This window comes from Nonomuraea sp. NPDC050022 (assembly GCF_044460705.1).
GTDB lineage: Bacteria > Actinomycetota > Actinomycetes > Streptosporangiales > Streptosporangiaceae > Nonomuraea.
Genome location: NZ_JBITKE010000005.1, coordinates 899,712 through 921,483, shown reverse-complemented (window position 1 = coordinate 921,483; position 21,772 = coordinate 899,712). Strand labels below are relative to the sequence as shown.

The following is a 21,772-nucleotide window of genomic DNA, read 5'->3' as shown; positions in this document are numbered from 1 at the left end:
CCATCTCCGCCGCCGACCCCGAGATCGGCTCGCTCATCGCCGAGGCGATGGACAAGGTCGGCAAGGAAGGCGTCATCACCGTCGAGGAGAGCAACACCTTCGGCCTCGAGCTTGAGCTCACCGAGGGCATGCGCTTCGACAAGGGCATGACGTCGATGTACTTCGTGACGGACTCCGAGCGCATGGAGGCCGTGCTCGAGGACCCGTACATCCTGATCGTCAACTCGAAGATCTCGGCCAACAAGGACCTGCTGCCGCTGCTCGACAAGGTCGTGCAGTCCGGCAAGCCGCTCCTGATCATCTCCGAGGACATCGAGGGCGAGGCCCTGGCCACCCTGGTGGTCAACAAGATCCGTGGCCTGTTCCGCTCGGTCGCGGTCAAGGCTCCGGGCTTCGGCGACCGCCGCAAGGCCATGCTGGGCGACATCGCCACGCTGGCCGGCGGCCAGGTGATCTCCGAGGAGATCGGCCTCAAGCTGGAGAACGCCACCCTCGACCAGCTGGGCCGCGCCCGCAAGGTCGTGGTGACCAAGGACGAGACCACCATCGTCGACGGTGCCGGTGACCCCGAGCAGATCGCCGGCCGGGTCAACGAGATCCGCGCCGAGATCGACCGGACCGACTCCGACTACGACCGTGAGAAGCTTCAGGAGCGGCTGGCCAAGCTGGCCGGCGGCGTGGCGGTCATCAAGGCCGGCGCGGCGACCGAGGTCGAGCTGAAGGAGCGCAAGCACCGCATCGAGGACGCCGTTCGCAACGCGAAGGCGGCCGTCGAGGAGGGCATCGTCCCCGGCGGTGGCGTGGCGCTGCTGCAGGCGGGCGCCAAGGCGTTCGACAAGCTCGAGCTCACCGGCGACGAGGCCACCGGTGCCGCGATCGTGAAGAAGGCGCTCGAGGAGCCGCTGAAGCAGATCGCCGTCAACGCCGGCCTCGAGGGCGGCGTCGTGGTGGAGAAGGTCCGCAACCTGACCCCGGGTGAGGGCCTCAACGCCGCTACGGGCGAGTACGTCAACATGTTCGAGGCGGGCATCATCGACCCGGCCAAGGTGACGCGCTCGGCGCTGCAGAACGCCGCTTCCATCGCGGCGCTCTTCCTCACCACCGAGGCGGTCATCGCCGAGAAGCCCGAGAAGACCCCTGCCGCCCCCGCTGGCATGCCCGGCGGCGGAGACATGGACTTCTAGGTCTCCTCACCAGAGACTTCCAGGTCTCTTCGCACGAAACAGACCGGCTCGGACGCACGTTGTCCGGGCCGGTCTGTTTTTTGTGGCGAAGAGCCGTACATATGATCATTTAAGGGACTTGACCCAGCGCGACCACATGGGCTGGAGCGCGTAGCCGGCGGCGGACCACGCCCCATGGGCGGAGACGTTGTCGTCCAGCACCATGGCGTCGGCGCGGAAGGCGCCGAAGGCGGCGAAGCGGGACTCGGCCGCGGCCAGGAGCGTGGTGGCGATGCCCTTACGGCGGTGGGACGGGTGTACGGCGAGGCGATAGAGGTGCGCTCGCCAGCCGTCCCAGCCCGCGATGAGCGTGCCCGCCAGTTCCCCGTCGAGCTCGGCGAGGAGCAGGGCCTCCGGGTCGCGCTCGATCAGCGCCACCACCTTGTCGGGCGAGTCGCGCCGGTCGGTGCCCTCAGCGGCCAGGAGCCAGAAGTCGAGCACGGCGGGCACGTCGCCGAGCCCGCCATGTCGTACCTTCACCCCCGAGGCGGCTCCTGCGTCGGCCGCCATCAGACGCCGAAGTGGGCGACGATGTGGCCGCGCGCGAGCGTGTTGGCGGTGATGTTGAAGCCGACCACCGCCGGGCTGGCGTCACTGCCGACGCCCAGCTCGGCCACGCCCAGCGCGTGCACCGTGAAGACGTAGCGGTGCGGGTCGCCGGGCGGGGGAGCGGCGCCGCCGTAGTCCTTGCTGTTGTAGTCGTTGCGCGCGTGCGTGGCCCCCGCGGGCAGGCCCTTGAACTCGGGGGCGGTGCCGGCGCCCGTGGGCAGCTCGGAGACGGAGGCCGGGAGGTCGAAGAGCACCCAGGTGCCAGAACCCGCTGCCCGTGGGCGCGTCGGGGTCGTAGCAGGTCACGGCGTAGCTCTGCGTCTCGGCCGGGGCGCCGGACCACCGGAGGTGGGGTGACAGGTTCTGGCCGGTCATGCCCCAGTCGTTGAAGACGTGCAGGTCCCCCAGCCTCTCCCCGTCCGCGATGTCGTCGCTCTGGACCGTGAGTGCGGGGACCGACGGCAGGTGTTCGTGTGGCAGCGGTGCGGGCACGGCGTCCTCCTTGGTAGAGATCCTCCACTACTCCAGCCATCCTAGGAGTGCGTCTAGGAGTGCGTCGGTCTCGGGAGGCGACGTGCCCGCTCGCGCGTCAGACGGCCGGTTGAGGGGCCAACTGGGCCGGCAGGGCCTTTCCGTGCAGGACGGTGAGCGAGGTGACCGCACGGGTGAGCACCACGTACAGCCTGGCCAGGCCGCGGGGCTCGGCCGCCACGATGTCGGCCGGCTCGACGACGATCACGTGGTCGTACTCCAGGCCCTTGGCCAGCGTCGCGGGGACGATCAGCAGCCGGTGCTCTTCGGTCGTGTCGGGGTCGAGCACGGCGTGGGCCAGCCCGTCGAGCTGCCCTGACACCTCCGCAACCAGGGCGTCGGGCACGATCACGCCGATCGAGCCCTCCCGGGCCATGGCCTCGCGCGCGGCGTCGGCGACCGCGCCGCCGGGGCGTACGCTCAGCGAGCCCACACCGGGACGCAGCGACCGCGGCGGGGCCAGCGCCGGGGCGATCGACGGCAGCAGGCGGGCGGCGTAGTCGAGCACCTCGCGCGGCACGCGGAAGCCCAGCGTCAGCTCGGTGACCTCGCCCTCGTCCTGGCCCAGGTGCTTGAGCACGGTCTCCCACGAGCTGGTGGACCACGGCGTGGTGCCCTGGGCGAGGTCGCCGAGCACGGTGGCCGAGCCGTTGCGGCAGCGCCGGCCGAGCGCGCGCAGCTGCATCTCCGACAGGTCCTGCGCCTCGTCGACGACCAGGTGGCCGAGCGAGGGCGTGCGTTCGATCAGGTCGCCGAGCTCGTCGAGCAGCGCCGCGTCGGCCGCCGACCACTTGGCGGACTTCCAGCCTCGGTACGGTTTCTGCCACAGCAACATCTGCTGCTCGTCAGGCGACAAATCGGTTTTGGCGGCTTTGGCGAGGAATTCGGGGTCCGAGAGGAGCTTGAAGAGGACCTGCTGCGGCACCAGTTTGGGCCAGACCGCGTCGACGAGCTGCTTGACCGGCTTGGACCTGGCCACGGCGTCCTGCACCCGGTCGTCGGGCGACTCCCCGCGCTGCTCCATGCGTACCAGCACCATGTGCGCGAGCCGCTGCGCCAGCGCCGCCCGGCCGGGCCCGTAGCGGGTGGTGCCGCGCAGCGAGGCGACGATCTCGCGTACCTCGTAGTCGGCCACCCGGAAGCGGTAGGCGCCCTTGCTGTAGACGACGCCCTCCTCCGGCTTCACGATGTGCAGCCACAGCGCCCGCTCCAGCACGGCGGCCATGCGGGCGTCGCCCTTCAGCGCCGAGACCATCGGATCCTCCGGCGCGGCGTGCTCGCCGAGCAGGCCCGCCACCGTGGTCTGGTCGACCTTGACCTCGCCGAGCGCGGGGAGCACGGAGGAGATGTAAGACAGGAAGGCGCGGTTGGGGCCGACGATCATGACGCCCGACCTGGCCAGCCGCTCGCGGTGGGTGAACAGCAGGTACGCGGCCCGGTGCAGGCCGACGGCGGTCTTCCCGGTGCCCGGCGCACCCTGTACGCAGACGGTCTGGGTGAGCGTGGCGCGGACGATCTCGTCCTGGTCCGGCTGGATCGTGGCGACGATGTCCCGCATCGGGCCGGTGCGCGGCCGCTCGATCTCCTCGGTCAGGATCTTCGACGGCCCGATGTCGCCGCCCTCGCCGAGCGGCTCGTCCTCGAACGCGGTCAGCATGCCGCCGTGGTAGCCGAACCGGCGCCGCCGCGCGACGCTCATCGGATCGGCGGGGCTGGCCTGGTAGAACGCCCGGGACACCGGCGCGCGCCAGTCGATCACCAGCGGACGGCTGCTGCCGTCGTGCACATGACGGCGGCCGACGTAGATCGTGGAGGGCAGGTCGTCGTCCGCCGAGCGGTCGAGGCGGCCGAAGAACAGCGGGGTGTCGGGATGGTCGGCCAGCGCCGCCACCCGCTTGTCGAGCAGCGACTGCAGGATCTGCTGGGACACCCAGTCGCCGGCCGCGTCGGCCGACAGCGATTGGGCGTGCAGCCGCATGGCCTGGAGCGCGGCTCTCGACTCGGCCAGATGGGACTGCTCGGCCGCGAGTACGTCGGCGGGTATGTCGGGGGCCAGCTGGTGTGCGGGCATGCGAAAGTGCCTCCCTGGTCGAAGTAACGGAGGTGGTATAGGCAGCGAATCGACCAGCTTAGTGGTGTGTCCGGCAGGCTTCCAAAGCATTTAGCCGGGGTAGAGAGGGACAGTGGCCCGCGTACGGTTTGTTTTCTCCCCGATCATCCCGACAGTGGCGAGTTTCCTGCTGGCGGCGTTGTGGGCGTTGTCGGTGTTCGCGGGCTGGGGGCTGGAGGCGTTCTGCACGGGGGGTGAGTCCGCGGCGGGCTGCTCGCAGCGGCTCGGCTCGGTCTCGACGCTGTCGGGGTTGTTCGCCGTGGCCGCCGCCTGCTGCACGGCCGGTGCCTGGCTGGTCCCTTCCGCCAGGAGCGACCCACGCGTGTTCAGCCGGTTCATGGGCGTGAGCGTGGCCGCCTGGATCGCCGCCGAAGGGGTGCTCTTCCTGGGCGGCCTGCTAGCCAGATAACGACAACCTGCCAATAACCGAGAATTCGGGCATATCAGGTGCATTTGCCGGATCATGGGGGTATGTCGCTGGCTGGTTGAGGCGCGCAGCGGCGTAGCACGCTGGTGAGGGGGGTGGTTCGATTGTCGACAGCCCGCGGAGTCTCGTGGACGTAACGACGTCGATGCCTGGCCGCTCGGAGGGTGAGCGGCCGGGCCTCGCCTCCTGGTGCTACACCCCGCCGTGCACGTCGTCGGCGTCGATGATCTGATACGCGTAACCCTGCTCGGCCAGGAACCGCTGGCGGTGCGCCGCGAACTCCTGGTCGACCGTGTCCCTGCTGACCACCGTGTAGAAGCGGGCGCCGCCGCCGTCGGCCTTGGGCCGCAGCACCCGGCCGAGCCGCTGCGCCTCCTCCTGACGTGACCCGAACGTGCCGGACACCTGGATGGCCACGGCCGCCTCGGGCAGGTCGATGGAGAAGTTCGCCACCTTGGACACGACCAGGACCTGGATCTCCTTGTCGCGGAAGGCCTGGTAGAGCCGCTCGCGCTCCTTGACCCTGGTCTCGCCCTTGATCACCGGAGCGTTGAGATGCTCGCCCAGCTCGTCCAGCTGGTCGATGTACTGGCCGATGACCAGCACCTGCTCGCCCAGGTGCCGGCGGACCAGCGCCTCTGTCACGTGGGTCTTGGACGGCGTGGTGGCGCAGAAGCGGTAGCGCTCCTCGGACTCGGCCATCGCGTACGCCAGCCGCTCCTCGTCCGTCAGCGTGACCCGGACCTCCACGCAGTCGGCGGGGGCGATCCAGCCCTGGTTCTCCATCTCCTTCCAGGGCGCGTCGTAGCGCTTGGGACCGATCAGCGAGAACACGTCGCCCTCGCGGCCGTCCTCGCGCACCAGCGTCGCGGTCAGCCCGACGCGCCTGCGGGCCTGCAGGTCGGCGGTCATCCGGAAGATCGGCGCGGGCAGCAGGTGCACCTCGTCATAGACGACCAGGCCCCAGTCGCGCGCGTCGAAAAGCTCCAGGTGGCTGTAGACGCCCTTCCGCCGGGTGGTCATCACCTGGTAGGTGGCGATGGTGACCGGGCGGATCTCCTTCTTGCTGCCGGAGTATTCGCCGATCTCGTCCTCGGTCAGCGTGGTGCGCTTGAGCAGCTCCTGCTTCCACTGGTGCGCGCTCACCGTGTTGGTGACCAGGATCAGCGTGGTGGCCTGGGCGTGCGCCATCGCGGCCGCGCCGACGATGGTCTTGCCGGCGCCACAGGGCAGCACGACCACGCCGGAGCCGCCGTGCCAGAAGGCGTCGGCCGCGTCCTGCTGGTAGGGCCGCAGGCTCCAGCCGTCCTGCAGCAACTCGATCTTGTGGTGCTCGCCGTCGACGTAGCCTGCGAGGTCTTCGGCGGGCCAGCCCAGCTTGAGCAGCGCCTGCTTGACGTTGCCGCGGTCGCTCGGGTGCACGGCCACGGAGTCGCCGCTGAGCCGTTCGCCCAGCATGGGCTGGATCTTCTTGGACCGCAGCACCTCTTCGAGCACGGCCCGGTCGGTGGAGGTCAGGATCAGCCCGTTGGTCGGGTCCTTCTCCAGCTTGAGCCGGCCGTATCTGGCCATGGTCTCGGCGATGTCCACGAGCAGCGCGTGGGGCACCGGATAGCGGCTGAAACTGATCAGCGCGTCGATGACCTGCTCGGCGTCGTGCCCGGCCGCGCGCGCGTTCCACAGCGCCAGCGGGGTGACGCGGTAGGTGTGCACGTGTTCGGGGGCGCGCTCGAGCTCGGCGAACGGCGCGATGGCCTTGCGGCACTCGCCGGCGTTCTCATGGTCGACTTCGAGGAGCAGCGTCTTGTCCGACTGGACGATGAGCGGGCCGTCGTTCACGGACATCCCTTCTACGGTTGACGCCTATCCAACACATCAGACGGCAAGAACAGTCCCCGAACAGGTAATCAGTCGTCGAGGTAGCCGTTGAGGCCGAGGAAGAGGAAGATGCCGAGGTTCAGCGCGAGGCCCACCCCGAACAGTGCCCAGCACCATACGAGCAGGCCCTTGGCACTGGCCGGCTGCGTGCTCGACCGGCCGAGCGCCATGCCCGCCAGAATGGCGCCAGGGATCGCGAAGATGTTGCAACAGCCGACGATCGAGAGCAGATTGAGCACCAGCGCGACGATGGCGGTGGCCTTCGGTCCCTCGGACGGCCGGGGTGGCGGGGGATAGCCATAACCGTACTGTGGCGGGGGTTGCTGGCCGTATGGTGCGCCGTAGGGCTGGTACGGATATTCGCCCGATGGGCCTTCTTGGCTCATGCCACCTCCTGACAGGTCAACATTTATCACGGAATGGCCACGCGCCCTGCCGGGTCCGCTGCCTCGCCATAGATCTGGACCCTCTCACACGTCTTTAGAGATCGAGACCCAGAGCAGGGAGGCGAGTTGCACCCGGACGACCTACGAGTCTTCACGGCGTTCGTCACGACGCGATCGGACAGCCTCATGCGCCTGTCGTTCGTGCTCACCGGCGACCAGCACGCCGCGGAGGATCTACTCCAGAGCGCGCTGGCCAGAACCGCGGACCGATGGCGGAGCATCAGGGGCGATCCGGAGGCGTACGTCCGCCGGGTCATGTACCACGAGCAGGTCGGCCGATGGCGGAGCCCGCGCTGGGGGCGCGAGCGCGTGGTCGAGACGCTGCCCGAGCGGATCGCGGGCGACGGCACCGCGCGGGTCGACGACCGGCTCACGCTCGAACAGGCCCTGCGCCGGCTGCCCGTCAAGAAGCGGGCCGTGCTGGTCCTGCGCTACTTCGAGGATCTGCCGGAGTCCGACGTCGCCAGGATCATGGGGTGCTCGATCGGCACCGTACGCAGCCAGACCCACCAGGCAGTGAAGCGGCTGCGCGAACTGGTGGGCGAGACAGTCCGTCTGGAGGCCTGAGATGACAGTCGACGAACGCGCGGTCACCGAGGCCCTGAGCAGGCTGGCCGACCGGGCACGGCCCGTGGATCCCGAGCTGCTTCTGTCACGTGCCCTACGGAGGCGGGCACGGCTGAAGTGGCCGAGATGGGGGCTGGCCCTGGCGGCGGCGGCCTGTGTGGTGGCCATCGGGGTGGTGGCGCTGCAAGCGCGCGAACAGCTGGCGATCTCCCCCGCGAGCCCACCGACGGCGAGCACGGAACCCACGGCCGACATGGTGCCCACGGCAAGTTCGACGCGGTCCACGACGGACCCGCCCGCCACCGCGTACGTCCGGGACATCCCCGGCCTGCCGCGCAACACGATCGCGCAGTTCGCGACCGTGGAGGACTGCATGCCCAAGGGCAGCCCGGTGCACAGCATGGACGGGGAGAGGCTGCTGCCCCAGTACGGGACCGTCAAGGACTACCGCTGGCTCGTGGAGGCCAAGGACAAGCTGGGCGTGACGCGGCTGGTCGGCAGCCGCAAGGGGTTCGTGCTGTGCACACCGGGCGTCCGGCTGGTCAGCTATCCGACGGATCCGATCTTCTCCTACTGGGGCGATGACCCACCCGGCAAGCTGGCCCTGCGCGGGGCAATCAGCATCGACGCCTACGACGGCCAGATGCAGTCGGAGATCAACCCGGGCCGGGACGGAGATCCGTACTTCCTGGTGGTGGCAGGGAGGGTCGTTCCGCAGGCGACCCGGGTGGAGGTCGAGTGGGCGGACGGGCGGATGATGACGGCCAACGTCCAGAACGGCTTCTACATCGGCCGGACGCGGGTGTATCCCGACAAGAAGGGTGCCTACCGCCCGGCCGTGCTGAGCAAGGTGACCGCCTATGGCTCAGGCGGGCGGGCGCTGGGCGAGGTCAAGGGCATCGCGTGGGGTTCGACGGGAACCATCGACGCGGACGACTAGCCGAGCCTCGACCGCAGCGCCTTGCGGTCGAGCTTGAGCACGCTCGTGACCGGGATCGAGTCGACGAACAGCACCTCCCGGGGATACTTCACCCGGCCGACCCGGTCACGAGCCCAGGTCATCAGCTCCTCGGCGGTGGCCGTGCCGCCCGGCCTGAGCTGGACGAAGGCCACGACCTCCTCGCCCACCCGCGGGTCCGGGCGGCCCACGACGCCGGACATCACCACGTCGGGGTGCTCGTTGAGCGCGTCCTCGACGTCGCGCGGGAAGACGTTGAACCCGCCGCGGATGATGAGGTCCTTCTTCCGGTCGACGATGTACAGGTAGCCGTCGTCGTCCACGCAGCCGATGTCGCCGGTACGCAGCTCACCTTCGACCAGCGCGGTGCCCGTGGGGTCCGTGGGGTGCTCGCCCCAGTAGCCGAGCATCAGCGAGTCGCCGCTGACGCAGACCTCCCCGACGTCCCCCGGCTCGGCCTGGTCGCCGGAGGAGTCGCGGATCGTGATCGTGTAGCCGGCCAGCGGCAGGCCCACGCTGCCGATCCGGCGCCGCCCCGGCGGGTTGAACGTGGTCACGGCGCTGGTCTCGGTCATCCCATAACCTTCGAGGACCTGGACGCCGGGCATCCGGCGCTCGAACTCCTCCAGCGTCTCCCGGCCGAGCGGCGCCGCGCCGCAGGTGAGGAAGGCCAGATCGGGCAGGGGATGAGACTCCAGCGGCTCGGCCAGGAGCATCTGCAGCATGGCGGGCACGACCGTTCCGTACTGGACGCGCTGCGCGGCGGCCAGCTCAAGGAAGGTCTTCGGGTCGAACCAGCGCATCAGCACCGCCTGCTGCGGCTCCGTGGCGTGCATCCCGGCGACCGTGATGATCAGCCCGTACGAGTGGGAGAGGGGCACCGGCACTATTGCGCGATTTTTCCCCGCTTGGTGGGACATTTCGTAGGCGTCCTTGGCCACCTGCCAGAGCCCGCGATGGCTCAGCATGACGCCCTTGGCCATGCCGGTCGTGCCTCCGGTGTACATGAGAGCCGCCAGATCGGTGGCGTCCCGCTCGACCGGGCCCCGCTCGGCTGCCCGCTCCAGCTCCCCCGTGTCCACAAGTATCGGGATCCTGGGTTCGGCGGCCTGGACCGTCTCCATCAGCTCGGGCGAGGTGATGAGGGCGGTGGCGCCGCTGTCGTCCAGGATGTGCCGCAACTCCGCCGGTCCCACCAGGAACACCACGGGCGTCACCACCGCGCCGGCCGCCCAGATCGCCTCATAGATCAGGCCGACCTCGGGTGAGTTCGCCATCATCACCACGACCCGGTCGCCGGGGCGTACCCCCGCCTCGACCAGCCCGCCGCAGACCTTGCGGGCCCGCTCGGCCAGTGCGTGGGCGCGGTGCCAGACCCCCTCGTAATGGACCGCGTCGAAGTCGTCGAACCTGCTCCAAGACTCCTCGGCCAACCGGCCCAACGTCAGCTCGCTCACGGTCCCAACCTCGCCTGATCATCGCCGGGCGTCAAGACAGGTCGGAGACCCCGGTGATGCGATGGAGCGCGAAGCGGTGGACGGCGGCCCTGGTCTCGTCGTACGCGGTGAGGTAACCGCCCTCCATCCGCGCCGGCTCCAGGATGCGCGAGGTGGCGTTGCCCTGGGAGTCGAGATAGCCGATCCACACGCGTACGCCCTGCCTGATGGCCTCCTGCAACGCGGAGATCGTGGCGGTCGCCGGGCCGCGCGGGATCTGCCCGCTGGGGGCGTCAGTGGGCTCACGCCGTGTCAGGTGGGCCGCGTCGCCCGCCCGCAGCGCGCGTACGGCGGCGGCCGTGACCTCGGCGTCGAGGCCGTTGGGCGAGGGTACGGACCGGGCCGGCGGCAGGCCCTCGGTGCGCTTCCTGTCGAGCTCGGAGATGATCACGTCGCCGTCGAGCGACTCGGCCACCGGGGCGTACCCCATCGCACGCAGCGCGTCGACCAGCGCGGCCCGCGAGGAGCGGGAGGCGATGACCGTGGGAGCCAGCCGGCGCAGACGGAGCGCGGCGGAACGCCGGTCGGCGGTGATCTGGTCGAGCAGGGCCGGATCGTCGCAGCGGATGTAGGCACTGGCGGTGCCGACCCTGATGCGCCCGTGCCGGCGGGCCACGTCGGCGATCAGATAGGACAGCGCCTGCGGGACCGGCGTCGCCGAGTGGCGCTCCAGCATGGCCAGCAGCTCCTCGGCCCCCTGGCCCGCGTCGAGCGCGCGGCGGACCGAGCCCTCGCCGAACCGGTAGACGGTCGCGCCCCCCTTGGACTCGATGTCGGCGGCCAGCGTCATCCAGCGGTTCAGCTCGCTGGTGAGCGGTCCTGGCGCGACGGCGGTCAGGTCGGCCTGGAGCAGCACATGATCGACCGGCTCGGGCAGCAGCGGGGCCAGCACCGAGGCGGTGTCCTCGCCGGACAGCAGCGCCCGGCCGTGTCCCGACAGCACGCCGAGCCCGGTGACGCCGACCTGCTCGGCCTCCCGCAGCGCGAACTCCGTCAGCTGCTCCCGCAGCGGCCCACGGCGGCGCGGCTGCTCCCACGCCAGCCGGTCGAACACGGACTCGCGCGTCGGTGCCAGGCCGGGCGCCGACGCGAGCACGCCCAGCGCCGCCGACCGCACACCCGGCGCGGACGAGCGACGTAGCTCGGTGTGCAGCGCGTTGAGCGGCCGGTCCCGGTCATCACGCTCGCCGACCAGGCCGGGGACGCGGTCGGTGTGCAGCCAGGTGATCGCCAGCGCGGCCCACCGGTCGGCGGTCGGCCGCACCCGCCACAGGTCGTAGCCGGTGGTCGGCAGCCACTCGCCGTCGACGTTGCCGCCCGCCGCGATCAGCCCGGCCGCGTGCGCCACCTCCACGGTCAGCGCGGCGGCCCACTCGGGCACGTCCAGCTCGGTCGCGGTGCGCTTCAGATCCCGTACGCCCAGCCCGCCGGTACGCAGCACGCCCGGTGGTTCGGCGCTCCACCGCTCGCACAGGTCCTCGACCGTCCGCACGAACGTGAACGCCTGCCCCGCCGCCGTCCGGTCGGCCAGCTTCTGGTCCCGCGCGGCGCCCTCCAGAGCGGGGGGTACGGCGTACAGATCCCGGTGTACGAGGCCATTACGCAGATAGAGGCCCACCTCCCGAGGCAGGGCCACACTCTCCTCACCCGTCGCCGCCAGCAGGCCGCGGGCGAGCAGCTGATCGATGGGCGAGCGGGCGGAGGCGACCCGCACCTCACGTCTGGCGTTGGGCACCCGGCCCGTCGCGGGCCCCCAGGTGAGCTGGTCGAGCGCCGCCCTGGCCTCGGGCGAGACCTCCTCGATCAGCTTCCCGGGCCGGGCCAGGGCGGCGGCCAGGCGTTCCTTGCCCGAGCCCGTGGTGCCCGGCGCGATGTCGTCGGCCATCTCGGCCAGCTGCTCGGGCGCGTGGTGCCGGAACGCCTCCACCGCCGGGGGACCGAGCCCCGCCGGATCGTCGAGCACCTTTCGCACGCCGGGGGCCAGGGCGAGCGAGCTGTCGGGGCCGTAGACGAGGGCCAGGCCGCGCAGGTGGTCGATCGCCGCCGTCAGCGCGGGCTCCGGCTTGCCCGCCGCCAGCGCCCCGCCGACGAGCGTGCGCAGGGCCGCCTTCGTGACGGACTTCGGACGTACGTCCGGCTTGTCGGCCGGCGTTCTGGCGGCGGTCGGCGCTTCGAGGACGGCCGACGTCTCAACGACGGCCAGCGTTTCGAGGACGGCGAGCGTGAAGCGGTCGAGCCGGTCGAGCGCGCGGCCGATCGCCGAAGGGCTGCCCGCGCGTACGGCGAGGCCCTCCAGATGCGCGGGCACCGGAGTGATCAGCTCGGGGCGCGCCGAGACGAGCGCCCGCAGCTGTTCGTCGGTGCGCCCCCTGATCCACTCCGTGAACTCCATCGTTGCCATGGTATGTCCACCCTGATTGGGGCAGCATGGCTCACGTGATTGAGCGAGCGGACCAGCTCATACTCAACTACGTCAGCGCGGCCGCCGACGCGGCTCATGGCGTGCTCAGATCCGACCAGCGGCTCGACTTCGCCAAGCGGCTGCGGGCCAGGATCGAGGTCGAACGGCAGGGCAGCCAGAACCCACGCCAGGTGGTCAAGGTGCTCGCCCGGTTCGGCGACCCGGTGGCGCTGGTCGAACGTGAGGCCCGCAGGCTGGCCGAGGCGGGGCCGGACGGCGCGCCCGGTGCCCCGGCCGGAACCCGGCCCGGAACGGCGCCCACGGCCGCGCCCGGGGCCGCACGGGGAACCGTGACGCCGGGTGCCGTGGCCAAGGCGGAACGGGTCGCGGGGGCGGGCGGGGCGACGCCGTTCTTCCCCAAGATCGTCGACGACGTGGCGCCGCCCGCAGGAGCCCAGCTGGACCGGCTCGACCGGCTGGCCCCGCGGCCCCTGCGCGGGCTGCCGTTCGCGCGGCTGCGGCAGGCGGCCATGTCCAGTGCGAACCCGATGGCCACCCGTGGACGGGACGCCGGCACCATCGTCAAGGAGTACCCGCGCGAGACCGCGGCGATGGTGGTCCTGGTGCTGGCCGCGCTGCTGGTCCCGGTCGGCCTGCCGGCCGTCGCGATCTTCCGGGTGCCGGTGCTGGTGTGGGCGTTGGGGGCGCTGCTGGTGGCGTTCTCGGAAGGCTGGGTGCTGCGTGACCGGCTGATCGGGATCGGTGCGCCCCTGGTCGGCTACACGCTCGGTGGCGCGCTCGTCGGCGGTCTGCGGGTGGGCGCGGAGCCGGGGGTGCAGGCGTTCGTGGTGCAGTTCTTCGACGTCAGCGGTGTGATGTTCATGATCGGCACGGCGCTGGGCGTGGTCTGGCTGGGTTACCGGTTGGTGGAGGTCAACTGACCGAGGCGGGGCTGGGGGTCAGCCGACCGGGGTGGGACTGCGGCCTGCTGGAGGTCAGCCGACCGGGGCGGGGCTTGGCAGGAGGCCCACGGCCAGGCGTACCCAGGCGGTGACGAACTGGTCCTTCTCCGCGTGTCCCGGCGACTCGCCGACCGTCTCCTGGAACAAGCGGTAGTGCACCACGGAGCCGCCGAGCACCGCCGCGATGCCGTTCCAGTCGACCTCGGCGTCCTCGTATTCGGGCTGCGCGCGGAACCAGGTCGTGATGGCGTCGAACATGGGCTGCAGCAGCCCTTCGCGCACCACCGCCACCAGCTCGGGGAACTGGCTCAGGTCCCGGAAGAACACCCGGGTCAGCTCCGACTCCTCCCGCACCTTGGCCAGCCCGGCGCGGCACAGGTGCGACAGCCGCATCTCCAGGTCGGCCGAGGTCTCCATGTCGCCCAGCTGGGCCAGGCTCTCGGCCACCTGCGTACGGGTACGGGCGGCATGCTCGTTGATCGCCGCGGCGAGCACCTCGTACTTCGACTTGAAGTGCCGGTAGAGTCCTCCGGCGCCCGGGGAGAGCCCTGAGGCGGCCTCGATCTCGGCCACCGAAGTGGCGGAGTAGCCCCGCTCCGCGAAGAGCCGCAGGGCCTCGTCGATGATCCGCTCACGCGTCGATCTGGTCATTCTTTTCCTGATACCTCCCTGATGGAGCGTAGCGGTCACGGCGCGGCGCGCCGGATCAACCCCGCGACGACCGAGCCGACGATCAGCCAGACCAGCGCCGCGAGCCCGTAGTTGACCAGCGTCGTCCACCGTACGTCGGCGAGCTGGAACAGGTTGGCCAGGCCCACCGACAACGGCGAGGCGAGCGATTCGACGAACTGGTACCAAATGTTGGCCGGGTTGGCCCGGAACACCGTGAAGATCGCGTACAGCACCAGGATCAGGGCGGCCAGCCGGGACGCCAGCCGGACGGCGGCGGCCAGGAACGCCACCACGCCTTGCCACACCCTGACCGGTCCGGTCACGGGCTGGGGCAGCGCGGGCCGGTGCGGCCGGGGCGAGACGTTCCGGACTGGCTGTTCGGGTGGGCTGAACCGGTCGGGTGGGCTGGGCCGGTCGGGTGGGCTGGGCCGGTCGGCGGCGACCAGCCGGTCTCCCGCTTCCGGCGGTTTGGGGGGCTCGGTCACGGCCACTCCTCCCGATAAGTAATTCCTTTCTTCCCACTCCCACGGTCCCACAACAAGGGCCGTTACCCGTAATGCGGACGCGTTTGGCATCCTTCACCTTGTGCGGACATCGGTGGGTTTCGACCTGGACATGACATTGGCGGACACGCGGTCGGGCATCGCGGCCGTCTACGACGAGCTTTCGACGCGCCTCGGCGTCGTCATCGACAGCAAGGCGATCATCACCAGGCTCGGCCCGCCACTCGAACAGGAGTTGGCGAACTGGCTGCCGCTGGAGGCGATCCCGGAAGCCGTGATCCTGTTCAGGGAGATCTATCCGGAGCTGGGTGTGCCCGTGCACACGGCCATGGCCGGAGCGATGGAGGCCGTCGAGGCCGTACGCGCGCAAGGGGGCAGGATCATCGTCGTGACCGGCAAGAACCCGCGCGACGCGACCAGCACCGTGAAGGCGCTCGGGCTCGCCGTGGACGAGGTGGTCGGGTCGGTCTTCGGAGCGGCCAAGGGTACGGCCCTCGCGCGTTTCGGTGCCGCCGCCTATGTTGGTGACCATGTGGCGGACATCGAGGCCGCGCGGGCCGGGGGAGCCGTCAGCGTGACGGTCGCGACCGGCCCGTACACGCTGGGCGAACTACGTGATCACGGAGCCGATGTGGCACTTGGGGACCTGACGGAATTCGCCGACTGGTTCGCCGGATGGCGTTCGAGTGGGCTACTCCGGTAAATGCCGGGAATTTTCCTGGTCGCCCCGGAGCCTCGCGGGGCATAACCTACATCCATTCGCCTTTTACGACTGTTTGAACGAGGTTCCTCCTGTGCCGAGTGGCAAGGTCAAGTGGTACGACGCCGACAAGGGTTTCGGCTTCCTCACCCGCGACGACGGTGGTGAGGTCTTCGTGCATTCCTCCGCGCTACCCACAGGTGCCGGCCCGCTCAAGCCCGGCCAGAAGGTCGAGTTCGGCGTGGCCGAGGGACGACGCGGCCAGCAGGCCCTGTCGGTGCGGATCCTTGAGCAGCCGCCGACGCTGGCCAAGGTGAAGCCCAAGGCCAAGCGCAAGAAGCCGGACGAACTCGTCGTCATCGTGGAGGACCTGATCAAGCTCCTCGACGACGTCTCGACCTCTTACCAGCGGGGCAAGCACCCTGACGCGGCGCACGCGAAGAAGATCGCGCAGGTGCTCAGAGCGGTGGCGGACGACCTCGACGCCTAGCTGTTGGGGTTCGTCAGCGGCTTGGTCGTGTCGAGAGTGGTGTCGACGCGCTGATCTCGCCGATCGGCGCGTCGATCCTCGTCGTCCCACGCACCTTGGTCTGTTTGGTCTTCCTGGTCCGTTTGGGTCGCGGCCTTGGGGCCACGTGTGGCGGCGCGGATCCGCTTGCGGCGGCGTACGATCAGCCAGCCGAACGTGCCGGTCAGCGCCACGGCCAGCGTGACCAGCCCCGCCGCGCTGCTCTCGGCCAGCGACAGCAGCAGCCCGATCAGCCCGCCGAACACCCAGGCGAGCTGCAACACCGCCTCGACCACCCCGAACGTGGACGAGCGCACCTCCTCACCGATCTCCCGCTGCACGATCGCGTCGAGGGCGAGCTTGCCGAGCTCCTGCGCGAACGCGGTGACCAGCGAGATCGCGACCGCGGTCCAGAGGCCGAAGAACACCGCGGTGGCGATCGTGGTCGCGCCGGTCACGGCCAGCGTCAGCAGCGTGATGAGGTGCGGCGAGTGGTTGCGGGTCCAGTTCGCGACCACCGCGCCGACCAGGCCGCCCAGCCCGGCCGCGGCCGCGAGCAACGCGATCGTCTTCGGGATGTCGAAGAACGGGTCGGGTGCGGCCAGCCACGGCACGCCCTTGTCCTGCACCAGGAACAGCATGAAGAACAGCAGGAAGCCGGAGAACAGGCGGATGGCCACGTTCGCCCAGACCGCCTCGGCCACCGCCGGGCCCACGTTCAGGAGGGTCCGCCAGCGGAGCGGCCTGCCCTCCTCCTCTTCCAGCTCGGGTGAGTCGACGTGTCGCGGCAGTCGTACGGCGAGGACGCCGATCAGGAGGAAGGCGACCATCGCGGTACGCAGCACCGCGGCGCTGCCCAGCCACGCGGTCAGCCCCGCGGCGACCGGCACCATCACGCCCGCCGAGATCAGCGAGAACAGCGCCACCCTCGCGTTGGCCGAGACCAGCGTGATATCGGCGGGCAGCACGCTCGGCATGATCGCCGCGCGTGACACGTTGTACGCCTTGGACAGCACCAGTACGCCCAGCGCCCCGACGAACAGCGTCGGCAGGTCGCCGGGCCCCACGGCGGCGGCCATCGCGAAGCACAGCAGGCCGCGGCCGAACAGCGTGCCCGCCATGACGTAGCGGCGGCCCGACCTGAACCGGTCGAGGATCGGCCCCACGAACGGCGCCAGCAGGGCGAACGGCAGCATCGTGATGACCAGGTAGAGCGCCACGGGCCCACGAGCCTCGCCGACGGGCACACCGAAGAAGACGGTGCTCGCCAGCGCGACCGTGACCAGCGCGTCGCCGCCGCTGTGACCGGCGGTGAGCTCGATCAGCCGGCCCAGCCCGGTGCGGTCGGCGCCGTTGGCGTGGGTGAGACGGCGGGTCGCCTTCCCGACCTTCTGCGCGCCCCTGCCGACCTTCTGCGCCCCTCTGGCCGTGGCCTTGCCCGCCCGCGCGGTGCCGCCGGCGGTCGCCTTTCCCGCCCGCAGGGTGGCCCGGCCCGCGCGCGCGGTGGCGCGGCCCGCGTCGGCGACGCCTCGCCCCACGCGCCGCGTGACCTCACGAGCCGTGTCCCAGCCTCCTTGCACGCTTACCAGTCTTACCCGATCGCCGCTCCCAAACGGCGACGGATCGCCCAGGGACGGGCCCACCGATGTGCCGCCAGTTGATCGGGGATAGGCGGTGTGCGCACCTCCAGGTTCGGTGTCAGTGGGTCCGGGATGGGCGGTGTGGGCACCTTCAGGTCCGGTCATGGGTGAGAATGAAGTGTGAGCGAACAGCACCTTGCGGCGGAGGCGGACAGATGACCCGCACCCGGACCCGCGTCTCCCCGCCCGACCAGGCGTGCGTCGCCGCGGTGGACTTGGCGCGCGCCGCCGCGGAGGAGCTCGCGCGGCCGGGCGAGCCGGGTGAGCACCTTGGTTACGAGGGCGAGGGCGACCGCATCGTCACCCATTACTTCGCCTGTCTCGACCGGGCCTACCGCGGCTGGCGCTGGGCCGTCACCGTGACCCGCGCCTCGCGGGCCAAGAACGTCACGGTGAGCGAAGCCGTCCTGTTGCCCGGCTCGGGGGCGTTGCTCGCGCCCGAGTGGCTGCCCTGGAGCGAGCGTCTGCGCCCCGGCGACCTGGGCGTCGGTGACCTGCTGCCGACCTCGGAGGACGACGACCGGCTGGAGCCAGGTTTCGTCAAGACCGACGACGAGACCGACCATCAGACGATTTTCGAGTACGGCCTGGGCCGGGCCCGTGTGCTCTCGGCCATCGGCAAGGACCGCGCTGCCAGACGCTGGCACTCGGGCGAGCACGGGCCGCATACGCCGATCGCACACGCCGCTCCCGCGCAGTGCTCCACCTGTGGTTTCTACTGGCCACTCGCGGGTGGGCTCCGGCAGGTGTTCGGGGTCTGCGCCAATGAGTACGCCCCCGACGACGGCAAGGTGGTCGCCGCCGACCACGGCTGCGGGGCTCACTCGGAGGCCGCGGTCATGCCGCCGTCCGTCGAGCAGGCCATGCCCATCCTCGACGACATGGGCTTCGACCTGATGGAAGAGGAGGCCGGATCCGTCGACGGAACGGCCACCGAGGAGCTCGGCCACTCCTGAACGCGAATGTCGGTGAGGGCCGCTAGCCTACGGTGGCCCCCCATCGGCGGACCCCGGACACGTGCCGGAGCCCGCCCCACCAGCGACCAGGATCGTGACAGATGACCGACACCTTTGGCACCGACCGGACGCGGGCCGCAGTGCTCGCCGCGTGGACGGCCTCGACCGCCCGATTCCGCGAGGACGCCAACGCCGAGGAAGACTTCGCCCTCGGCGGCTACCGCGACCGGCTCATTGTGGAGCTCGCCCAGAACGCCGCCGACGCGGCGCTGCGCGCGGGCGTGCCAGGGGTGCTCCGGCTGACGTTGCGTGACGACGTCCTGACCGCCGCCAACACCGGCGCCCCGCTGGACGCGACCGGCGTCGAGGGTCTGTCGACGCTGCGTGTCTCCGGCAAGCGGGACGAAGCGGGCGCCGCCGGCCGGTTCGGCGTCGGGTTCGCCGCGGTCGTGTCGGTCTGTGATGAGCCGTCGATCGGCTCGCGTGAGACGGGCGCCGCCCGCTGGTCGCGGGCTGAGACGGCCGCCGTGGTGGCCTCGGTGCCGGAGCTCGCCGCCGAGCTGGGCTCGCGCGGCGGCCACGTCCCGCTGCTGCGCCTGCCGTTCGAGGCCGAGCCGCTCGACGTGCCGGAGGGCTTCGACACCCTCGTACGCCTGCCGCTGCGCGACGCCGCCTCGGTCGCGGCGGTCCGGCGCATGCTGACCGAGACCAGCCCGGCGCTGCTGCTCGGCATGCCCGCGCTGACGAGCATCGAGATCGACCTCGACGGCTCGGAGCGCCGGGTGTCGGCCGATGGGTGGCAGCTGGTGTCGGAGTCGGGCGAGTTCGCTCCCGACGAGGTGGCGGCCCTGTTCGCTGACCGGCCCACCGAAGAACGTGCCCGCCCTTACTGGTCGCTGCGCTGGGCCGTGCGCGTCGCCGACACGGAGCCGGCCCCGCTGCCCTCAGGGGTGCCGCCGGTGGTGCACGCGCCGACGCCCAGCGACGAGCCGCTCGACCTGCCGGCCCTGCTCATCGCCTCGTTCCCGATGGCCACCGACCGGCGGCACGTGGCCAAGGGGCCGCTGACCGACTTCCTGGTCGAGCGGGCCGCCGACGCCTACGTCAGGCTGCTCGGCGAGCTGCCGCGCACGCCCAAGCTCCTCGATCTCGTCCCCGCCCTGATGGGCAAGGGCGAGCTCGACGCCCGGATCCGGCGGGCCATCCTGCAGCGCCTGCCCGCCATCCCGCTGCTCCCGGCCCTGTCCGCGCCCGCGCCGGCCGTGCAGACGCCGTCGTTCGCCGAGGCCGAGGTCTATGAGCCCGACGCCGAGTGGCAGGTCGAGCACCCGGCCAGGGAGCCGCACGAGGACGGCTGGATCGTCGCCGGCCAGGAGGCGGCCGTGGTCGCCGGGTCGGGAGACCTGCTGGCCGCGATCGCCGACTTCGTCCCCGGCCTGCTGCCCGCCGGGTGGCCCGCCCGGCACCCGGCGATGGCCTCGCTCGGGGTGCGCCGGGTCGAGCTGGCCGAGGTCGTCGACCTGCTGTCCGGTGAGGCGGTCGAGGCGCGGGAGCCGTCGTGGTGGCGCTCGCTGTATGAGGTGCTGCCGGCCGACGACCCCGAGTCGCTGGGCGCGCTGCCGGTGCCGCTGGCCGACGGCCGGCTGGTCCGTGGCCCGCGCGGCACCCTCATCCTCGACCTGGGCGGCACCCGCCTGGCCTCGGCCCGCGACGGGCTCGATCTGACGCCTCTGGGGCTGCGGATCGTGCACCCGGACGCGGCGCACGCGGCGCTGCTGCGGCTCGGTGCCGCCGAGGCCACACCGCGGACGATCCTCGAAGACCCCATCACCAAGGCCGCCGTCGCCCAGTCCCTCGACAGCGCGGACTCCGAGCCCGTGGCGCAGGCCGTGCTCTCCCTGGTGGAGGCCGCCTCGCTGGTGCCGGGCGAGGCGCCGTGGCTGGCCGAGCTGGCGCTGCGCGGCAGCGACGGCGATCTTTACGCGGCGGGCGAGCTGATGCTGGCCGACGGCGCGCTGGCCGGCCTGCTGGAGCCCGACACGCACCTCGGCGTGGTCGCGCCGGAGCTGGTGGAGACCTACGGCTCCCGGGTGCTCGAAGCCGCGGGCGTGCTCGACGGGTTCGCCGTGGCGCACGACTCCGACGTGCTGCTCGACCATGACGACTGCGACCACGACCTCGACGGTGAGGAGGACTGGCTCGACCACGTGCTCGACCTGCTGCCCGAGCTGGAACTCCCGCCTGTGGTGCCGGACTTCGCCGCGGTGCGCGACCTGGAGCTGGTCGCCGACTGGCCCGCCGCGCTGGCGCTGCTGACCAGACCGCCGCTGCGTGCCGCACTGCACCCGCTGCGGGTCGAGGGCGTCGAAGTGCCGTCCTACACGGCGTGGTGGCTGGCCAACCACGCCGTGCTGGACGGGCGACGGCCCCGGGAGCTGCGGCTGCCCGGTGCCGACCCGCTGCTCCAGGGCCTCTATGGTGACGCGCCCGGCGGGCTCGACCCGGTGGCGCTGGGGATGCTCGGCGTACGCACCACGCTGGCCGAGCTGCTGGCCGGCCACGGCGGTCCCGAAGAGCTGCTCGACCTGATGGCCGATGAGTCCATCGAGGTCGACCGGGCCCAGTTGCGGGCCCTGTGGATCGCGCTGGCGGCCGTCGAGCCCGCGCGGGTGGCGCCGCCCTCGCGGGTGCGGGCCGTGCTCGGTGGCGACATCGTGGTGGCCGCGGCCGACGACGCCGTCGTGGTGGAGGCCCCTGACCTGCTCCAGCTCGTCACCGACCGGCCGCTGGTGCTGGCCCCTTACGACCTGGCCGAGTCGCTGTCCGAGTTGCTCGACCTGCCGCTGGCCGGCGAGCTGGCCCAGGGCGAGGTCACGTCCGAGGGTGAGACCCGCCCCGTGCCGCCAGAGGTGCGCTCCCTGCTCCCGACGGCTCCCGAGACCTACGTCGAGCACGAGAAGCTGCTGGTCGACGGCGTCGCCTGCACGTGGCGCTTCTTCGAGGGCTCCGTGCACTGCACCGGGCTCGACGGCCTGGCACGCGGCCTGGCCTGGGCGACGGGGCAGTGGAACGACCGGCTCGCCGTGGCCGCACTGCTGCACGACCCGACGGCCGTGCCGCTCCTGCTGGCCGAAGCCGACCTGTCGTAGCGCTGACCGGTCCGTAGCGCTGACCGGTCCGTAGCGCTGACCGGTCCGTAGCGCTGACCGGTCCGTAGCGCCGACCGGCCCGTAGCGTCGTGAGGG

General features: G+C 71.3%; 18 protein-coding genes and 1 pseudogene. 9 read left to right on the top strand and 10 right to left on the bottom strand.

What is annotated here, in order from left to right; all coding sequences use genetic code 11:
- A partial coding sequence (groEL, locus tag ACIBO2_RS25795; RefSeq protein ID WP_397299873.1) for a chaperonin GroEL occupies positions 1–1,184 on the top strand: 1,184 nt, incomplete at its 5' end.
- A 105-nt stretch (positions 1,185–1,289) separates the two neighbouring features.
- Here groEL and ACIBO2_RS25790 read toward each other — a convergent pair.
- From ACIBO2_RS25790 to ACIBO2_RS25780, 3 genes and pseudogenes are all read right to left on the bottom strand, one after another.
- On the bottom strand, positions 1,290–1,703 hold the full coding sequence (locus tag ACIBO2_RS25790; protein WP_397299870.1) for a GNAT family N-acetyltransferase: 414 nt from the start codon (positions 1,701–1,703) through the stop codon (positions 1,290–1,292).
- Positions 1,704–1,732: 29 nt separating this feature from the next.
- Positions 1,733–2,264 (bottom strand): annotated as a pseudogene (locus tag ACIBO2_RS25785) (YbhB/YbcL family Raf kinase inhibitor-like protein).
- Between the two features lie 97 nt (positions 2,265–2,361).
- Positions 2,362–4,374 (bottom strand): AAA family ATPase, encoded by a 2,013-nt coding sequence (locus ACIBO2_RS25780; protein WP_358545765.1) that lies wholly within the window; start codon positions 4,372–4,374, stop codon positions 2,362–2,364.
- Positions 4,375–4,528: 154 nt separating this feature from the next.
- On the opposite strand from ACIBO2_RS25780, the gene ACIBO2_RS25775 reads away from it, so the two are divergent.
- The gene (locus tag ACIBO2_RS25775) at positions 4,529–4,822 is read left to right on the top strand and encodes a hypothetical protein (RefSeq protein WP_358545762.1); all 294 of its coding nucleotides are present in this window, start codon (positions 4,529–4,531) and stop codon (positions 4,820–4,822) included.
- Between the two features lie 210 nt (positions 4,823–5,032).
- Here ACIBO2_RS25775 and ACIBO2_RS25770 read toward each other — a convergent pair whose 3' ends face one another.
- Together ACIBO2_RS25770 and ACIBO2_RS25765 are read right to left on the bottom strand one after the other, a co-directional pair.
- A complete protein-coding gene (locus tag ACIBO2_RS25770) occupies positions 5,033–6,685 on the bottom strand; it encodes a DNA repair helicase XPB (RefSeq protein WP_358545759.1) in 1,653 nt (550 codons plus the stop codon).
- Positions 6,686–6,747: 62 nt separating this feature from the next.
- Entirely contained in the window at positions 6,748–7,104 is a 357-nt protein-coding gene (locus tag ACIBO2_RS25765; RefSeq protein ID WP_358545757.1) for a hypothetical protein, read from the bottom strand.
- A 126-nt stretch (positions 7,105–7,230) separates the two neighbouring features.
- On the opposite strand from ACIBO2_RS25765, the gene ACIBO2_RS25760 reads away from it, so the two are divergent.
- A complete protein-coding gene (locus tag ACIBO2_RS25760; protein ID WP_358545755.1) occupies positions 7,231–7,731 on the top strand; it encodes a SigE family RNA polymerase sigma factor in 501 nt (166 codons plus the stop codon).
- 1 nt (position 7,732) lies between these two features.
- Positions 7,733–8,671, top strand: a complete 939-nt coding sequence (locus tag ACIBO2_RS25755; protein ID WP_358545753.1) for a hypothetical protein — start codon at positions 7,733–7,735, stop codon at positions 8,669–8,671.
- Here ACIBO2_RS25755 and ACIBO2_RS25750 read toward each other — a convergent pair.
- Together ACIBO2_RS25750 and ACIBO2_RS25745 are read right to left on the bottom strand one after the other, a co-directional pair.
- On the bottom strand, positions 8,668–10,146 hold the full coding sequence (locus tag ACIBO2_RS25750; RefSeq protein WP_397299864.1) for an AMP-binding protein: 1,479 nt from the start codon (positions 10,144–10,146) through the stop codon (positions 8,668–8,670). The two genes, ACIBO2_RS25755 and ACIBO2_RS25750, sit on opposite strands and share 4 nt — an antisense overlap.
- 31 nt (positions 10,147–10,177) lie before the next feature.
- Positions 10,178–12,577, bottom strand: a complete 2,400-nt coding sequence (locus tag ACIBO2_RS25745; RefSeq protein WP_358545747.1) for a helicase-associated domain-containing protein — start codon at positions 12,575–12,577, stop codon at positions 10,178–10,180.
- Between the two features lie 44 nt (positions 12,578–12,621).
- On the opposite strand from ACIBO2_RS25745, the gene ACIBO2_RS25740 reads away from it, so the two are divergent.
- On the top strand, positions 12,622–13,527 hold the full coding sequence (locus tag ACIBO2_RS25740) for a hypothetical protein (protein ID WP_358545744.1): 906 nt from the start codon (positions 12,622–12,624) through the stop codon (positions 13,525–13,527).
- A gap of 54 nt (positions 13,528–13,581) precedes the next feature.
- On the opposite strand, the gene ACIBO2_RS25735 is transcribed toward ACIBO2_RS25740, so the two are convergent.
- A complete protein-coding gene (locus tag ACIBO2_RS25735) occupies positions 13,582–14,199 on the bottom strand; it encodes a TetR/AcrR family transcriptional regulator (RefSeq protein ID WP_397299860.1) in 618 nt (205 codons plus the stop codon).
- A gap of 35 nt (positions 14,200–14,234) precedes the next feature.
- Positions 14,235–14,705, bottom strand: a complete 471-nt coding sequence (locus ACIBO2_RS25730; protein ID WP_397299857.1) for a hypothetical protein — start codon at positions 14,703–14,705, stop codon at positions 14,235–14,237.
- A gap of 100 nt (positions 14,706–14,805) precedes the next feature.
- Here ACIBO2_RS25730 and ACIBO2_RS25725 point away from each other — a divergent pair, with 100 nt between their 5' ends.
- A complete protein-coding gene (locus ACIBO2_RS25725) occupies positions 14,806–15,426 on the top strand; it encodes an HAD hydrolase-like protein (RefSeq protein WP_358545736.1) in 621 nt (206 codons plus the stop codon).
- Between the two features lie 91 nt (positions 15,427–15,517).
- On the top strand, positions 15,518–15,913 hold the full coding sequence (locus ACIBO2_RS25720; RefSeq protein WP_358545734.1) for a cold-shock protein: 396 nt from the start codon (positions 15,518–15,520) through the stop codon (positions 15,911–15,913).
- Here ACIBO2_RS25720 and ACIBO2_RS25715 read toward each other — a convergent pair.
- Positions 15,910–17,511 (bottom strand): MFS transporter, encoded by a 1,602-nt coding sequence (locus ACIBO2_RS25715; RefSeq protein ID WP_358545732.1) that lies wholly within the window; start codon positions 17,509–17,511, stop codon positions 15,910–15,912. The two genes, ACIBO2_RS25720 and ACIBO2_RS25715, sit on opposite strands and share 4 nt — an antisense overlap.
- A 215-nt stretch (positions 17,512–17,726) precedes the next feature.
- Between ACIBO2_RS25715 and ACIBO2_RS25710 the strand changes: the two genes are divergently transcribed.
- Both ACIBO2_RS25710 and ACIBO2_RS25705 read left to right on the top strand, forming a co-directional pair.
- Complete coding sequence (locus ACIBO2_RS25710) at positions 17,727–18,527, top strand: DUF3027 domain-containing protein (protein WP_358435960.1); 801 nt, start codon at positions 17,727–17,729, stop codon at positions 18,525–18,527.
- Positions 18,528–18,628: 101 nt separating this feature from the next.
- Positions 18,629–21,676, top strand: coding sequence for a sacsin N-terminal ATP-binding-like domain-containing protein (locus ACIBO2_RS25705; RefSeq protein WP_358545730.1), 3,048 nt, complete (start codon positions 18,629–18,631; stop codon positions 21,674–21,676).
- The last annotated feature ends 96 nt before the right edge of the window (positions 21,677–21,772 follow it).

Bases quoted from the DNA above. Each gene is read 5' to 3' on its own strand.
- ACIBO2_RS25780 (WP_358545765.1), bottom strand. From the start codon at position 4,374: ATGCCCGCACACCAGCTGGCCCCCGACATACCCGCCGACGTACTCGCG.
- ACIBO2_RS25770 (WP_358545759.1), bottom strand. From the start codon at position 6,685: ATGTCCGTGAACGACGGCCCGCTCATCGTCCAGTCGGACAAGACGCTG.
- ACIBO2_RS25765 (WP_358545757.1), bottom strand. From the start codon at position 7,104: ATGAGCCAAGAAGGCCCATCGGGCGAATATCCGTACCAGCCCTACGGC.
- ACIBO2_RS25755 (WP_358545753.1), top strand. From the start codon at position 7,733: ATGACAGTCGACGAACGCGCGGTCACCGAGGCCCTGAGCAGGCTGGCC.
- ACIBO2_RS25745 (WP_358545747.1), bottom strand. From the start codon at position 12,577: ATGGAGTTCACGGAGTGGATCAGGGGGCGCACCGACGAACAGCTGCGG.
- ACIBO2_RS25735 (WP_397299860.1), bottom strand. From the start codon at position 14,199: ATGACCAGATCGACGCGTGAGCGGATCATCGACGAGGCCCTGCGGCTC.
- ACIBO2_RS25710 (WP_358435960.1), top strand. From the start codon at position 17,727: ATGACCCGCACCCGGACCCGCGTCTCCCCGCCCGACCAGGCGTGCGTC.
- ACIBO2_RS25705 (WP_358545730.1), top strand. From the start codon at position 18,629: ATGACCGACACCTTTGGCACCGACCGGACGCGGGCCGCAGTGCTCGCC.